Origin of the sequence: Methylobacterium sp. Leaf94, assembly GCF_001426045.1 — a bacterium.
In the GTDB taxonomy this organism is placed as follows: Bacteria; Pseudomonadota; Alphaproteobacteria; order Rhizobiales; family Beijerinckiaceae; genus Methylobacterium.
Map to the genome: position 1 here is coordinate 1 of NZ_LMRM01000011.1, position 15,177 is coordinate 15,177.

Genomic DNA, 15,177 nt, shown 5'->3' on the forward strand with positions numbered 1-15,177 from the left:
CCTTGCCCGCCACCATCATCAGGTCGGCCATCTCGTCGACCACGATCACGATGTAGGGCAGCGCCGAAAGGTCCATCTCCTCCGTCTCGTAGACGGCCTGGCCGGTCTCGCGGTTGAAGCCGGTATGGACCTCGCGGGTGATGGTCTCGCCCTTGGCCCGGGCCTCCGCCATGCGGGCGTTGTAGCCGTCGATGTTGCGCACGGCGATCTTGGACATCTTCTTGTAGCGCTCCTCCATCTCGCGCACGGCCCATTTCAGGGCGATCACCGCCTTCTTCGGGTCGATGACGACGGGGGAGAGCAGGTGCGGGATGCCGTCGTAGACGGAGAGCTCCAGCATCTTCGGGTCGACCATGATCAGCCGGCACTCCTCCGGCTTCATCCGGTAGAGGAGCGACAGGATCATGGTGTTGATGGCCACGGACTTGCCCGAGCCCGTGGTGCCGGCCACCAGCAGGTGGGGCATCTTGGCCAGATCCGCGATGATCGGCTCGCCGCCGATGTTCTTGCCCAGGCACAGGGCGAGCTTGTGCTTGCTCATGCCGAAATCCGCCGAGGCGAGGAGTTCGCGCAGGTACACGGTCTCGCGGGTGTCGTTGGGCAGCTCGATGCCGATGACGTTGCGGCCGGGGACCACGGCGACGCGGGCGGAGACCGCCGACATCGAGCGGGCGATGTCGTCCGAGAGCGAGATCACGCGGCTCGACTTGGTGCCGGGCGCCGGCTCCAGCTCGTAGAGGGTGACCACCGGGCCGGGGCGCACGGCCAGGATGTCGCCGCGCACGCCGAAATCCTGCACCGTCTGCTGGAGGTTGAGGGCGTTCTGCTCCAGCACGTCGGCATCGACCTCCTCCGTCTCGTTCAGGGGCGGCTCGGCCAGGAGGTCGAGGGCGGGGTGCTCGTAGTCGGCGTTCTCCACGAAGGACATCGGCACGTGCCGGCCGGCCGGGATGAGGAGCGGGCGCTCGGGCAGGATCGCGCGCGGCATGTGGACGGCCGGGACCTCCGGCGCCGCGACGGCCTCCGCCGCGGGGGCGGGCGCCTCGGCCTCGACCGGAACGGACCCCTCGACCGCGTCGGTCGACGCGACCGAATCGGTCGACGCGACGGGCGTCGGAGCCTCGATCTCGGGCTCGGGGGCGGACAGGCCCTTGGGATTGCGCAGCAGCACCGGGCGCGCCGGGATCGGGGTCGGCACGAAGGCGGGCTCGGCCGCCGGGGGCGCCGCCGCGACAAGGGCAGGGACGACAGGGGCAGGGGCGACAGGCGCCGGCTCGAAGGGCGCGACCGGCATGAACGGCATCGCCCCCGGCAGGGCAGGGGAGGGGGCCGGAATCGGAGCCGCGACCATCGGGGCAGCCACCAGGGCCGCGGCGCCGACGGGGGCGGCCGGACGGCCGGCGCGGATCGCCGCGCGGGCCGCCATGGCGTGGAGCGGGGTGGGACGGACCGGCGCCGCCCCCGGAACCGCGTTGTCCTGGCCCTCGACCGGGCGCGGCGGGCCGAAGGGTTCGAACCGCACGAGGTGTTCCAGGCGGTAGCCCGCCCGGGCCGGCGCCGTCTCGGCGGTCGCGTCGGCCGGGGCGGAGGCCGCGGGCTCGACCCGTGCTGCAGCGCCGTCGAAGGCCCCGCGCTCGGAGGCGGGGCTTTCGGCGGTGGCGATCTCGGAGGGGACGATCTCGGAGGCGGCGATCTCAAACGCCGGCAGCGGGCCGGGCTCGGCCTGGATCGCCGACCAGGCGTCGAGGGCGGCGCCGTCGCGGCCGTCGAACCAGGCCTGGACCTCGGACCAGTCCGGCACGTCCGACCAGTCGCGATCGTCGGGGATCACGGCCATCTCGACGGGCGCGGTGTCTGCGAGGGCGGTCTCGGCGAGAGACGTTTCGGCGAGAGACGTTTCGACAGGGACGGCCTCGACCGGCGTGGGCTCCGGCGCGAGCGCGGCGGGAGCCTCCGGGTCGGGACGGACCTGGCGCCGGTCGGGGCTGCGGAAGAAGCGCACGCCGGGGGGGGCGACGAAGGGCTGGCGCCACAGGGGCTCGGGCACCTGGGCGGCCAGGGCCTCGGCCTCCGCCTGCGCCGCGCGGGCGGCCTGCTCCCGCGCCTCGGCCTCGAGCCGGAGCGCGTCCTGCTCGGCCTGGAGGCGCAGGGCCTCCGCCTCGGCCTCCGCATGGGCCTGGGCGCGGGCGGCGCGCTCGGCGTCCAGCGCCCGCTGGCGGCGCTCGTGCAGGACGGGATCGGGGGTGCGGGTGTAGCGCACGGCCGGTCCGGCCGGGGCCGCCGCGGCAGGGGCCGGGGCCTCGCCCGCCTCGGGCATGATCGCGGCCGGGCGGCGCGGGGTCCGGATCAGGACGCGGGGCGCGGGCGTGTCGGCCTCCATCTGGCCGTCGTCGAACCCGACCGCGGGGGCGGCGCGGCGCGGGATCATGTCGAGGGTGGCGCGGTCGTCGAAGACCTGGGCCGGCCAGGCCTGGATCGCGGGGGCGGGCCGGAAGGCGAGGCCGACCTCGTTGCGGCCGACCAGGGCCTGCGGGCTCGTCATCCAGCTCGGGGTCGGGCGGGTGGCCGCCACCGTGTAGTCCGGCCGCTGCGGCGGGCCGGCGAGGCGGCGGGAGAGGGTCGCCCGCAGGTTCATCAACCGGTGCGCCAGGGCGCCGATCGACAGGCCGAGGCGGTCGCCGCCGCGAACGGGGCGCGAAGGATCACGATGGGAGTAGGGGAGCCGTCCCGATGCGCGCATGATTGGCCGGATGTACTCAAAACGGGTCCGCCGCCGGGAGCGGCGCGGTTCAGCGCTGAGTTAGGGGCATCGTCGTTAACAGACGCTTGATTTGACCGCGCGACCGAGGCCCGATCGCCTGAACCGGGACCACCGAACCGCGCCCGTCGAACCCGGAGCCCCCTCGCCCGGCCCCTCGCCGGGCCCCTCGCTGGGCCCCTTGGCACGCCGCCGAACCCTTGCGCTGGAGGCGGATGGCGGCAGGGGTTAAGGTGCGGCGCGATCAGTCCGGAGCCCCGCCCCTTGCCCAGTCCCTCGGCGACCACGTCCGCCCCGGCCGATCCCGGCTTCCGCTCCCTCTACCGGCACGGCTTCGCCCGGGTCGCCGCCTGCACCACCCGCAGCCACCCGGCCGACCCGGCCCGCAACGCTGAAGGCATCCTCGCCCTCGCCCGGTCGTGCGACGAGGCCGGGGTCGCCGTGGCGGTGTTCCCGGAGCTCTGCGTCTCGGCCTACGCCATCGAGGACCTGTTCCTGCAGGTCACGGTGCTCGAGGCGGTGGAGGCGGCAGTGGCGCGCCTCGTGGCGGATTCGGCCGCGCTCCAGCCCGTCCTCGTCGTCGGCGCGCCCCTGCGCTGGGGCCACCGGCTCTACAACTGCGCCCTGGCCATCCACCGCGGCCGGCTCCTCGGGGTGATCCCGAAGAGCTTCCTGCCGACCTACCGGGAGTTCTACGAGAAGCGCCACTTCGCCTCCGGCGCCGGGATCGCGGGCGAGAGCATCCGGGTCGCCGGCCTGGAGGCGCCCTTCGGCACCGACCTGTTGTTCGCCGCCGCGGACGTGCCCAACCTGGTGCTCGGCGTCGAGGTCTGCGAGGACCTCTGGGTGCCCGCCTCCCCCGGCATCGACGCGGCCTTGGCCGGCGCCACCGTGCTCACCAACCTGTCGGGCAGCCCGATCACGGTGGGCCGGGCGGACTCCCGCGCGCTGCTGACGCAGGCCGCCTCGATGCGCTGCCTCTGCGCCTACGTCTACGCCGCCGCCGGCACCGGCGAATCCACCACCGACCTCTCCTGGGACGGGCAGACCAGCATCGACGAGAACGGGGAGCGCCTCGCCGAGGGGCCGCGCTTCGCGTCCGAGCCCGTGATGACCCTGGCCGACATCGATCTCGGCCGCCTCGCCCAGGAGCGGCTCCAGATGGGCAGCTTCGACGATTCGGGCCGTGCCGCGCCCCGCGGGCCGACCTATCGCCGGGTGGCCTTCCGGCTCGATCCGCCAGCCGGCGACCTCGGCCTGCGGCGCACGGTCGAGCGCTTCCCCTTCGTGCCCGCCGATCCGGCCCGCCTCGCCCAGGATTGCTACGAGGCCTACAACATCCAGGTGGCGGGCCTCGCCCGGCGCCTGGAGGCGACGGGGACGAAGAAGGTCGTCATCGGCGTCTCGGGCGGCCTCGATTCGACCCACGCCCTCATCGTCGCGGCCAAGGCCATGGATCGGCTCGGCCTCCCGCGAACAAACATCCTGGCCTACACCCTGCCGGGCTTCGCCACCTCGGAGGGCACCAAGACCAACGCCCACGCCCTGATGCGGGCGCTCGGCACCACCGCCCGCGAGATCGACATCCGCGAGGCCGCCACCGTGATGCTCACCGGAATGGACCACCCGTTCGGACGCGGCGAGCCGGTCTACGACGTCACCTTCGAGAACGTGCAGGCGGGCCTGCGCACCGACTACCTGTTTCGCCTCGCCAACCAGAACGGCGCCCTCGTGATCGGCACCGGCGACCTGTCGGAACTGGCGCTCGGCTGGTGCACCTACGGCGTCGGCGACCAGATGAGCCATTACGGCGTCAATGCCGGGGTGCCCAAGACCCTGATCCAGCACCTGATCCGCTGGGTCATCGCCTCGGGCCAGGTCGGGCCGGAGGTCGGCGTCACCCTGCGGGCGATCCTCGCCACCGAGATCTCGCCCGAGCTGGTCCCGGTGGACGCGGGCGCGACGCCGCAGAGCACGCAAGGGGTGATCGGCCCCTACGCGCTGCAGGATTTCAACCTGTTCTACACCCTGCGCTACGGCTTCCCGCCCGCGAAGATCGCCTTCCTGGCGCTGCACGCCTGGGGCGACGCGGGCACCGGGTCCTGGCCGCCGGACTTCCCGGACTCCGAGCGCGGCGCCTACGACCTGGGAGAGATCCGGCGCTGGCTCGCGGTCTTCCTGCAGCGCTTCTTCGGCTTCAGCCAGTTCAAGCGCTCCGCCCTGCCCAACGGACCCAAGGTCTCGGCCGGGGGCTCCCTGTCGCCGCGCGGCGACTGGCGCGCGCCCTCCGATGGAAGCGCCCGGCCCTGGCTCGAAGACCTGGCCCGTAACGTTCCGGAGACCTGATCGACACAGTGCTGTCCGATTGCCCGCTTAGGGCGTAGCTTGGGTGGGCGAATCGGAGATTGACCGATGCAGAATTACAACGTTTTCTGCCTCAGGAGCATCGAGGGCCTGTGCTGCGCCGTGCCGGAGAGCCGCGCCGTGCCGCCCTTCCTCGGGAACGGCCGCTGGGCCTTCGGCGGCAAGCTCGCGGCGGTGGGCGACGCCCCGGCCGATTTCGACGACCGCGCGGCCGAGACCGCCGTGCGCTTCAACGGCTTCTACCTGTTCCAGACCATGGACAGCCGCTTCCACTGACCCGAAGGGAGAACGCGGCATCCGGTCCGCCGCCGCGCGCGCGCATCGCGGCGATCATTCCTTAAGGGGCGCCGTGCCAGGGTGCCCCGCATGGGACGCGGAGTCGGAGACCGCCCCAGGGTGGAGCAGCACGGCATGTCGGAGCATCGCAGGGAGTCGCGCCTGAGGACCTTCCTCAAGGGCCGGATCATCTTCAACAAGGGTGCCTCGACCATGGACTGCCTGGTCCGGGACCTGTCCGCCTCCGGCGCCCGGCTCGCCCTGACCGAGACCTCGACGCTGCCCGAGAGCTTCGACCTCTACATTCCGCAGAAGGACCGGACCTACCGCGCCACCCTGTGCTGGCGCCGGGCGGACGGCATCGGCATCACCTTCGTGGACGAGGCCGCGCCGGCGCCCGTGCCCGTGTCCGTGCCCGCCGCGGCTCCGCCCCCGGCGGACGAGGCCGCCGCGATGCTCGCCCTGGTGCGCCGGATCAGCGAACTCGAGGCCGAGAACGCCGCCCTGCGCCGGCTCCTCGCCAGCCCGCCGGTGAGCGGCGCCGCCTGACTCAGCCGGCCGCGAGGGCCGCCCGGATGCGGGCGGCGTGCTCCGCCAGGACCGCCCGGTCCGCCATGCCGCCCGTGTGGCGCTGAAGCGGCACGCCCTCGAAGCGCGGCACGATGTGGACGTGCAGGTGGAACACCGTCTGCCCGCCGGCCGGCTCGTTGTACTGGAACACCGTGAGCCCCTCGGCCGCGAAGGCCGCCTTGACCGCCCGGGCGACGCGCTGCACCGTCCGCGCCAGGGCCGCGAGGGCCTCCGGGTCGGCGTCGAGGAGGCCCCGCGCCGGGGCCTTGGGAATCACCAGGGTGTGGCCGTCCCCCTGGGGCATCACGTCCATGAACGCGAGGGTGTCGGCATCCTCGTAGACCCGCTCGGCGGGAATCTCCCCACGCAGGATCTTCGCGAAGACGTTGTCGGGATCATAGGCGGGCGTGACGGTCATGCGGCCGGCTCCGGTGAAGGTTCGACGGGGTCGGCGCGCACGATGCACAGGCCGACCAACCCCGTCCACCTCATCCCGGCCTCCTTCGTCCCAGACCTGGGCGGTCGCGCCGTGGGACCGCGCCGTTTCGGCGCTCACGGCGCTTCGCCCCCCGATCTCGCCGCACGGACGTCGCGTCGGACGCCTGCCGAAGGGCCGCCCCTTTGCAACCCAGGATCTTTCTTACGCCTCCGCTGCAACGAATCGTTCGCACCCCCCTTGACCTTCCCACCATGGGAAGCCCCATCTACGCACCGGCCGCCGGTGCATCCCGCCGCGCGGCCGACCCGGCGGAGTTTCGAACCGCCTCCCGGGCCGGGTCACCCGTCGAGGAGCCCCAGATGTCGAGTCCCGCCCGGACGGCCACCCTGTTCCGCATGGTGATGCCGGAGCACACCTGCCCCTACGGCCTGAAGGCCAAGGACCTGCTCGAGCGCGAGGGCTTCGCGGTCGAGGACCGCTGGCTGACGACGCGGGAGGAGATCGACCGCTTCAAGGCCGAGCACGACGTGAAGACCACGCCGCAGACCTTCATCGCCGGCCAGCGCGTCGGCGGTTACGACGACCTGCGCCGGCACCTCGGCCGGTCCGTTCCGGACCCCCAGGCCACGACCTACACGCCCGTGATCGCGGTCTTCGCCATGACCGCGCTGATGGCGTCGGCCGCCAGCCACGCGGCCTTCGGCTCCCCCTTCACCGTGCGGGCGGCGGAATGGTTCATCGCCCTCAGCATGTGCGTGCTGGCGATCCTGAAGCTGCAGGACATCGAGCGCTTCTCGTCGATGTTCCTGGGCTACGACCTCCTGGCCAAGCGCTGGGTGCGCTACGCCTACGCCTATCCGTTCTGCGAGGCGCTGGCCGGGCTCCTGATGCTGGCCGGGGCACTGTCCTGGCTCTCGATCCCGGTGGCGCTGTTCATCGGCACGGTGGGGGCGGTCTCGGTGTTCAAGGCGGTCTACATCGACAAGCGCGAACTGAAATGCGCCTGCGTCGGCGGATCGAGCAACGTGCCGCTCGGCTTCGTCTCGCTGACCGAGAACCTGATGATGGTCGGGATGGCCCTCTGGATGCTGGTGATGGCGTCCTGATCCTCCGGCCCCCCGATCCCTCGGTGGGGTGAGGCGTCGGCGGCTTGCCCCAGGAAGGGCCCGATGCGCGGAGCCGGGCCAGGGATCATTCCGCGCGGAACCGTCGGGGACGGAGAACCTTCCGAGGCTCCCGTGCGTTGGATGCGCTTCGCCCCAGCGGCAACGCTTGTCCGAACGCCGCGCCCTGCCGGCGGGTCGGGCCCGCGTCGCCGCAGGTCCGACCGATCCCCCCCGAGAGCATCGCCATCGCATGGCCCACGAGAGCACCAGCGCCATCTACACCGCGGCCGGGGCCAACCTCGCCATCGCGGCGGCCAAGTTCGTCGGCGCCTTCCTCACCGGCAGCTCGGCGATGCTGGCCGAGGGCGTCCACTCGGTGGTCGACACCACCAACCAGATCCTGCTCCTCATCGGCCTGAAGCGGTCGCAGCGTCCGGCCACGGCGAAGCACCCGTTCGGCTACGGCCGCGAGGTGTACTTCTACGCCTTCATCGTCGCGCTGTTCATCTTCCTCGGCGGCGGCGCCTTCGCGGTCTACGAGGGCATCCACAAGCTCCAGCACCCCGAGCCCTCGGTGGACGCCGTGGTCTGGGGCTACCCCGTCTCGGGCTTCTGGGTGAACGTGGCGATCCTGGGCTTCTCGGTGATGGCCGAGGGCTATTCCTGCTTCGTGGCCCTGAAGGCGTTCTGGGCGGAGAAGGGCCAGCGGCCGCCGCTCGCCGCCATCCGCCGGAGCAAGGACCCGGCCCTGTTCACCGTGCTGGCCGAGGACGTCGCCGCTCTGATGGGCCTCGTGGTGGCGCTGGCCGGCGTAATCCTGGCCCGGGTTCTCGACATGCCCGCCCTCGACGGCTGGTCCTCCATCGGCATCGGCCTGATCCTGATCGGGATGGCGGCCTTCCTGATGATCGAGACCCACGGCCTCCTCATCGGCGAGGCCGCCGACCCGGAGCTCGTGGCGGCGATCCGCGCCGTGGTGCGCGACGAGCCGGGCGTCCACCACGTCAACACCGTGCTGACCCAGCATCTCGGCCCGTCCGACGTCCTCGTGAACGTCAGCCTCGACATGGACGACGCCCTCAGCGCCGGTGCGATCGAGGCCATGGTCTCCCGGGTCGAGGCCCGGCTCAAGGCGCGCAGCCCCGACGTGACGCGGGTGTTCATCGAGGTCCAGGCCCGGGCGACCCCGGCCCCGGACGCCCTCGGCGCCGCCCCGGCCTCGGCCAACGCCTGACGGGGGACGTCAGCGGCCTTCTCGGCCGCGCCCGGCGATGGACCGGCGCCTTCGGGCCCGGAGCCGTGGCGCGCCTACGGCTCGACCGCGTAGGTGTCCGCCGTCACCTGGCGCAGAAACCGCTCCGCGATCTGGCCGATCAGGATGTCCGGCTTCACGCGGGCGAAATAGGCCCAATCCACCGCCGGCGACCAGATGAAGTGCACCTCCCGGAAGGTCTCGGCCAACATGACGACCAGGCTCGCGGCGGGAAAGTCCGCATAGGAATCGCCGACCAGCATCAACGTCCGGGGATCCGCGCGCGCACTGGAATTGCGATAGACGTGATGGATTCCCCGGTGCGAGGCGGTCTGCCGCGACTCGTACAGCAACGCCTTCGCGTTCGCGTAAACCCGCGTGGCCTCCGATTGCAGGCTGTAGAAGGTCCGATCTTCCGAGATCGCGGGCTCGAACTTCGATCCGAGATCACCGGCGGACCGCTCCTGGCGGCGCTCCCTGAGGTGGAAGTCGTCGACCGCCCTCGCCCGACAGGCCCGGCAGATCTGCCGATAGGCGATCTGGCAGCCCGCCAGCGTCCAATGCGTATCCGTCCTCTGATACAGATCGCCGTCCGAGCGATGCGCGCGCAGGTGCGGAGACAGCTCGATATAGGATCGGCGCAGGATCGGATGGAACAGCAGCCCCCGGTGCAGGCGGTTGCAGAGAGACGATCGCGGATCGATCGACAGATCTCCGAGCTTATTGTCGTAGATGTAGATCTTTTCCGGCGCGATCATCGTGAAATACTCGCACCCTGCTTTTTTGCAGGCACGATAGCGACGCGCGAAGACATCCCGCCAAGCTTGGAGCTGGATGTCGATGTGGGGATTTTTTCGGGTCTGGGCGAGGACCCTGTTGGTTCCGCCGACGAGAAAGAGCCATCCGTCGACACCTCGATGAACATCGTCCTCGGACATGGCTCGGGTCGGGCTTTCAGAACGTCGCGGGCACAGGATGGGTGGGAAGCCGGACGGCCGGGAGACCCGCGGACCGCCCTCGACCGGCACGCCGCGCCTGGCGTCGAACGGCGACCCCGGCGTCGATCATTGCCAGCTCTTTCCGACGGCATGCCGAACGGCATCGGAAATCACCGTGTCGAACGCGACCATGTCCCGCGCGGCGTCGACCGATCTCAACAGGGCCGCGAGCGAGAGGACGTCCTCCGAAGGCTTCGGATGCGACATCGCGATGGGAGCGACCCCCAGGCGGTCGAGGAGCGCGGTATAATATTCGCTCGTGTAGTCGCTGTGCCCCACGACCTTGATCCGCGAGATGATCTCCATGGCGACGATGGAGTTGCCGGGCGCGAACGGGTCGCTCGGCGAGCGGGTTCCGAATTGCCGGCAGAGCGGGTTGTAGAGGAAGCGGTAGCACGGCTCGGGCAGCATCCGCAGGAAGCGCTTGATGTTTCGGCTGTTCGACAGATCGTACTTCGCCGCGAAGCGGACGGATTCCAGCATCCCGCCCAGGCGCCAGTTCTGCGCGGGGTCGTCCGTGATCGCCTTCTTCGACTGAAGCCACCGCATGCGGGCGGCCATTTCCTCGAAGGGGTCCTGGATGAGGACGCCGCTCACGCAATGGTCGTCCTGGAAGAACACCTCGTAGCGGGGAAAAATCACGGCCCCCGTGATGAGCGACGACGTCAGCCAGGGGCCCTGCATGATGCTCTGCACGACCTCTTCCGAAAGCCGGTCGACGTTGAAGTAGCTATACTGGAAGAGATCGAACAGGTTCTGTTCGACGAAGGTATTCTTCTGAACGGTCGTGGTGATACTGATCAGCTTGGCCGGCAGGAAAACCTTCTCCCGAATGGACCGGTAGATCAGGATGTTCGTATCGGCATCGAAGATCTCGATCCGGTTCGCGGAAGCGAGCTCCGGCAATTCCTTCTCGGTGATCATGTAGACACATTGACCGGTCGAGTGCCAGCCATTCGCGCGGATATTGTCGTCGGTGATCCAGGCCGACAGTTCCGCGGTCCGGCGCCCGTCGACGGAGACGAAAACCCTGCTGATCGCACGCGGATTGTCGGGCGCCAGCCAGAAGTGAATCCCTCCACTCACATCCTTGTTGACGAAAAATCTCATCGTTGGGTCCTAAGGAACACCCGCTCGGATCGCCCGGCCGGCAGGCCTGACACATGCCTGTACAAAGGAAGACACCGCGACCTTCCGAACCCTTCGCAGCGGACCGTCGCGCCGAGCCGGATGCCTGGGCAGGCCCGTCCGATCGATCGAGGGGCCCGGGCCCCGGGTCCCGCGGCCAGCACGGACGATCGACCGGACCCGTCGCCGGACGGCCACCCCGACCCGCCTCGGCATCGGGGGCCGCGTTCTCGCATACCCGGAATTCTTTCGTCCAGCGCCATCGGGTCTCACGGACCATCCGGGCGGCGGGCGCCCCGCTCAGGCGAGCTCGAGTTCGAGGGCGACGTCGGTCAGGTAATAGGCGATGCGGCGGCGCGCCTCCGGGTCGGTGCAGGCGACGCTGAAGCCGACGGTGAGGGTCTGGCCCGCGTAGCGACGCAGGACGGATTCCGCCATCAGGGCCGCCTCCCGCTCGGCCATCGCGGTCAGGACGCGGCGCCCGTCGCGGGTCTCCAGGGTCACGCGGTAGGTCTGGGCGTTCATCATGGATCAGTCCCTGCGAACGGGAACGGTGACATCGACCGGATCCGCGCAACGGCCCGAGCAACGGCGGAGACGGCAAGACCGATCCACGCAGATCGATCACCGCAGACCGATCCACGGCGATGCAGACGGTGATGCAAGGTTCGAACCTCCGGCCGCGCCCCCGGTTCGCGGACTCTCGACCATGTGAACTCGGGGCGCGGCGCCCCGCGCCGAGACGGACGGGCCGGGGCCGCCCGGGCGGGCGAAGGCGGCCGGAACCGTCGCCGAGACCCCGGCATTACGCTTTTCCGCGCCGCTTCCGGCCTGCGGGGCAGGGCCCGGGCCGTGCGGGCGAACGGAGGTGAGCGCATGACGATGTCCCGATGGACGGCGTCCGGATTCGTGGCTTCGGCCCTGGTGGTGGCCTGCCTTTCGGCACCCGCCCGCGCACAGGCCGACGCAGGCTCCGGGGCGTCGCCCCCCACCAAGCCGCCCGTCCCCACCAAGACGCTGCTGCACGGCAATTACTGCGGGCCGGGCAACAACGCCCCGCTCGCACCCATCGACGCCCTCGACGCGGCCTGCGCCCGGCACGATGCCTGCACGCCGGATGAGGGCCTGCCCGCGCGGGCGTGCAACCTGCGCCTCCAGGCGGAGGCCGAGGGCGTCGCCCAGGATTCCCGGCAGCCCGCCCCGTTGCGGGCGCTGGCCGGCGTGGTCGCCTCGGGGGCCGCGATGATGCCCTTCGACCCGGCCCGGCCCACCCTCGCCCCCGCCCGGGTCCAGCCCGAGGGGCGCGCGCCCCTCGTGCGGGAGCCCTACCGGTTGGGAGACGATGACGGCGAGGCCGACGAGGCGGCCCCCGAGTAAGGGGCGCCGCCCGCGCCGGTGCCCCCGGGATGCCGGTTCAGGACGCCGCCTCACGCGCCTCAATCCCGAGGGACCCGACGAGGAAGGCCCGGGCCCGGCTGACGCGGCTCTTCATGGTCCCGACCTGGCAGCCGATCAGCGCGGCGGCGGCCTCGTAGGTCATCCCCTGCGCCGCGACGAGCACCAGCGCCTCCCGCTGGGCGGGCGGCAGCTTGCCGAGATGCTGCCAGACCCGGCGCAGATCGCTGCTCGCCTCCTGCGCGGCCGGCGCCACGACCTTCGCGGCGAAGGCACCGTCCGCATCCTCGACCTCGCGCTTGCGCTTGCGGCACTCGGTGTAGAACTGGTTGCGCAGGATGGTGCAGAGCCAGGCCTTCAGGTTGCTGCCGGGCTCGAAGCGGTGCCGGTTGGCCCAGGCCTTCAGCAGCGTCTCCTGCACGAGGTCGTCGGCCGCATTCGGCGCGACGGCGAGCGACAGCGCGAAGGCGCGCAGGCCGGGCAGGGCGTCGAGCAGCGCGGCGCGGAAGTCCGCGGCCGCGGGCGGGTGGACCTCCAGACGGACGATCAGGTCGAGCAGGGCCGTCGGCGGCGCCTCGGCGAGAACCGCGGCGTAGAAGGCCTTCAGCTCGGATCCGAGATGCAGCCGCACCGCCTCCGGCATGGCCCGGCCCGGAGCCGCAGCGCCCGCCTCCCCGTTTGCCGATGCCGATCGCCCCGCGCCTGCAGCCATGTCGTGTCCCCACCTCTCCGAATCGCACCGCAGCCGGGACGATCCGGCAAGTCCGTCGGGAGCTTCTGGCATGACAAGGCTGAACGCCGGCTAACGAATTCTTTACCGGATCGTTGCGGGCGCGGGCCGGACGGGCCGGCATCGGGGCCCGGAGAGCCGCCGGTCGGCCGGTCGGACCGGCGCGACCCCTGTCGGGTCAAGCGGTTCCGGCGCCTGTGGGATTTGGCCAGGACTTTCCTAACCCTGGCCGCCGATCGCGCCCATCCGGCTGGGGATCGTGGCGGCGGGGCCGGCGCGTTCCGGCCGGCGGGACGGCGCGGGGCCCGACGCGGCCGGTCCGATCGCCCCGTCGCGCGCCCTCCGCCGGGGCGGGTCGCCTCTCAGGAGGCGGGCGCGGGCTCCGCCAGGGCGGCCGCGATGGCGGCCTCCAGGGCCTCCGGCTTCGTGGAGGGCGCGTAGCGGGCGATCACCCGACCGTCGCGCCCGACGAGGAACTTGGTGAAGTTCCACTTGATGGCGCGGCTGCCGAGGAGGCCGGGCTTCGCCTGCGTCAGATGCGCGAAGACCGGGTCGGCCGCGGGGCCGTTCACCGCGACCTTGGCGAGGACCGGGAAGCTGACGTCGTAGGTCAGGCTGCAGAAGCGGGCGATCTCGGCCGCATCCCCCGGCTCCTGGGCGCCGAACTGGTTGCAGGGAAAGCCCAGCACCACGAGGCCGTCCGCCCGGTGCTTCTGCGCCAGGGCCTCCAGCCCGGCATATTGCGGCGTGAACCCGCATTTCGAGGCGGTGTTGACGATCAGGATCACCTGCCCCCGGTGCTGGGCCAGGGGGTAGGGCGACCCGTCGGCCGCCCTCGGACTCAGGTCGTGCAATTCGTTCATGGACATCGACCGTGCGGCGTGCGGGAGGCGGGCGCCTTTCCTAAGGCCCCGCCACCCCGATCCGCAATGCCCCATGACCGCCCGTGTCAGGCGGCGGTGCGCCGCTCGACGAGGCGGGCGAGGAAGGCCGAGCCGAGGGGAATGATGCTGTCGTCGAAGTCGAAGCTCGCATTGTGCAGGCCGGGACCGGGATTCGAGCCGATCCACGCATAGGCGCCGGGCACCCGCGCGACCATGTCGGCGAAGTCCTCGCTGCCCATGCGCGGCTTCGACTGGTCGTCGACGCCCTCGGGGCCGAACAGCTCGCGGGCGATGTCGGCGGCGGCGGCCGCGTGCTCCGGGCTGTTCATCAGCACCGAGAACACGTCGCGGATGTCGACGTCGATCGTCGCCCCGTAGGCGGTCGCGAGGCCCGCGGCGATGGCCCGGATGCGGGTGGTGACGAGGGTGCGCAGGTCCGCGTCGAAGGTCCGCACCGTACCGGTGATGTGCGCGCCCTCCGGGATGACGTTGTAGGCGGCGCCCGCGTGGAACTGCGTCACCGACAGGACCGCGCTCTTGAGCGGGTCGGCGTTGCGCGAGACGATCGACTGCAGGGCCTGGACCAGGGTGGCGCCCACCACGATGGGGTCGATGCCCTGCTGCGGCTGGGCCGCGTGGGCGCCGCGCCCGGTGATGCGGATGTCGAAGAAGTCCGCCGCCGCCATGGCCGGGCCGGGGCGCAGCTTGATCTTGCCGTGCGGGCCGTTGGGCTGGTTGTGGATCGCGTAGATCTCGTCGCAGGGGAATTTCTCGAACAGGCCGTCGGCGATCATCGCGCGGGCGCCGCCCTGGCCTTCCTCGGCCGGCTGGAACACGAACAGGGCGGTGCCGTCGAAATCCCGGGTCTCGGCGAGGTAGCGCGCGGCGCCCAGCAGCATCGTGGTGTGGCCGTCATGGCCGCAGGCGTGCATCTTGCCCGGCACCGTCGAGCGGTAGGGCAGGTTGGTCTCCTCCTCGATCGGCAGGGCGTCCATGTCGGCGCGCAGGCCGACCCGCCGGCCGGAGCCGGTGCGGCCCTCCAGCACGCCCACCACTCCGGTGCCGCCGATGCCGCGATGGACGGTCACGCCGTAGCGCGCCAGCTCGGCGGCGACGATGCCGGAGGTGCGGACCTCCTCGAAGCCGAGCTCGGGATGGGCGTGGAAGTCGCGGCGGAGGGCCACGAGGTCGTTGGCGAAGGTCTTGATGCGGTCGATGGGGCTCACGGATCGTCCTTGGGCTCTCGCGCCTCTGGGGGGCGGGCTGTGCTGGGTCGG

Annotated in this window: 14 protein-coding genes; 6 read left to right on the top strand and 8 right to left on the bottom strand. The window is 71.4% G+C overall.

Going from position 1 to position 15,177, the window contains the following annotated elements; translation table 11 throughout:
* The coding region (locus ASG63_RS08000; RefSeq protein WP_056214032.1) for a DNA translocase FtsK at positions 1-2,740 on the bottom strand (2,740 nt) is incomplete at its 3' end.
* Between the two features lie 282 nt (positions 2,741-3,022).
* On the opposite strand from ASG63_RS08000, the gene ASG63_RS08005 reads away from it, so the two are divergent.
* The 3 genes from ASG63_RS08005 (at position 3,023) to ASG63_RS08015 (ending at position 5,947) form a co-directional block, all read left to right on the top strand.
* On the top strand, positions 3,023-5,104 hold the full coding sequence (locus ASG63_RS08005; protein WP_056214036.1) for an NAD(+) synthase: 2,082 nt from the start codon (positions 3,023-3,025) through the stop codon (positions 5,102-5,104).
* Between the two features lie 66 nt (positions 5,105-5,170).
* Entirely contained in the window at positions 5,171-5,398 is a 228-nt protein-coding gene (locus tag ASG63_RS08010; RefSeq protein ID WP_056214039.1) for a hypothetical protein, read from the top strand.
* Between the two features lie 135 nt (positions 5,399-5,533).
* Positions 5,534-5,947, top strand: a complete 414-nt coding sequence (locus tag ASG63_RS08015) for a PilZ domain-containing protein (RefSeq protein WP_056214043.1) — start codon at positions 5,534-5,536, stop codon at positions 5,945-5,947.
* A gap of 1 nt (position 5,948) precedes the next feature.
* Here ASG63_RS08015 and ASG63_RS08020 read toward each other — a convergent pair whose 3' ends face one another.
* Positions 5,949-6,386 carry an HIT family protein gene (locus ASG63_RS08020; RefSeq protein ID WP_056214046.1) on the bottom strand — a complete coding sequence of 146 codons (438 nt, stop codon included), beginning with the start codon at positions 6,384-6,386 and terminating at the stop codon, positions 5,949-5,951.
* A gap of 380 nt (positions 6,387-6,766) precedes the next feature.
* Between ASG63_RS08020 and ASG63_RS08025 the strand changes: the two genes are divergently transcribed.
* Entirely contained in the window at positions 6,767-7,513 is a 747-nt protein-coding gene (locus tag ASG63_RS08025; RefSeq protein ID WP_056214049.1) for a glutaredoxin family protein, read from the top strand.
* Between the two features lie 250 nt (positions 7,514-7,763).
* Entirely contained in the window at positions 7,764-8,747 is a 984-nt protein-coding gene (locus ASG63_RS08030; protein ID WP_056214052.1) for a cation diffusion facilitator family transporter, read from the top strand.
* A 74-nt stretch (positions 8,748-8,821) separates the two neighbouring features.
* Here the strand turns inward: ASG63_RS08030 and ASG63_RS08035 are convergent, their stop codons facing one another.
* The 3 genes from ASG63_RS08035 to ASG63_RS08045 all read right to left on the bottom strand — a co-directional run bounded on the left by ASG63_RS08035 (position 8,822) and on the right by ASG63_RS08045 (position 11,419).
* Positions 8,822-9,703, bottom strand: a complete 882-nt coding sequence (locus tag ASG63_RS08035) for an alginate O-acetyltransferase AlgX-related protein (RefSeq protein WP_082501493.1) — start codon at positions 9,701-9,703, stop codon at positions 8,822-8,824.
* A 126-nt stretch (positions 9,704-9,829) separates the two neighbouring features.
* Positions 9,830-10,873, bottom strand: a complete 1,044-nt coding sequence (locus ASG63_RS08040) for a hypothetical protein (RefSeq protein WP_056214055.1) — start codon at positions 10,871-10,873, stop codon at positions 9,830-9,832.
* 318 nt (positions 10,874-11,191) lie between these two features.
* Positions 11,192-11,419, bottom strand: a complete 228-nt coding sequence (locus ASG63_RS08045) for a hypothetical protein (RefSeq protein ID WP_056214060.1) — start codon at positions 11,417-11,419, stop codon at positions 11,192-11,194.
* A gap of 348 nt (positions 11,420-11,767) precedes the next feature.
* Between ASG63_RS08045 and ASG63_RS26400 the strand changes: the two genes are divergently transcribed.
* On the top strand, positions 11,768-12,268 hold the full coding sequence (locus ASG63_RS26400) for a hypothetical protein (protein ID WP_244472578.1): 501 nt from the start codon (positions 11,768-11,770) through the stop codon (positions 12,266-12,268).
* A gap of 37 nt (positions 12,269-12,305) precedes the next feature.
* Here the strand turns inward: ASG63_RS26400 and ASG63_RS08055 are convergent, their stop codons facing one another.
* The 3 genes from ASG63_RS08055 to ASG63_RS08065 form a co-directional block, all read right to left on the bottom strand.
* Positions 12,306-12,998, bottom strand: coding sequence for a sigma-70 family RNA polymerase sigma factor (locus ASG63_RS08055; protein ID WP_056214064.1), 693 nt, complete (start codon positions 12,996-12,998; stop codon positions 12,306-12,308).
* A 380-nt stretch (positions 12,999-13,378) separates the two neighbouring features.
* Entirely contained in the window at positions 13,379-13,879 is a 501-nt protein-coding gene (locus tag ASG63_RS08060) for a glutathione peroxidase (RefSeq protein ID WP_056214253.1), read from the bottom strand.
* An 86-nt stretch (positions 13,880-13,965) separates the two neighbouring features.
* Positions 13,966-15,126, bottom strand: coding sequence for a M20 aminoacylase family protein (locus ASG63_RS08065; protein ID WP_056214068.1), 1,161 nt, complete (start codon positions 15,124-15,126; stop codon positions 13,966-13,968).
* Positions 15,127-15,177: the final 51 nt, after the last annotated feature.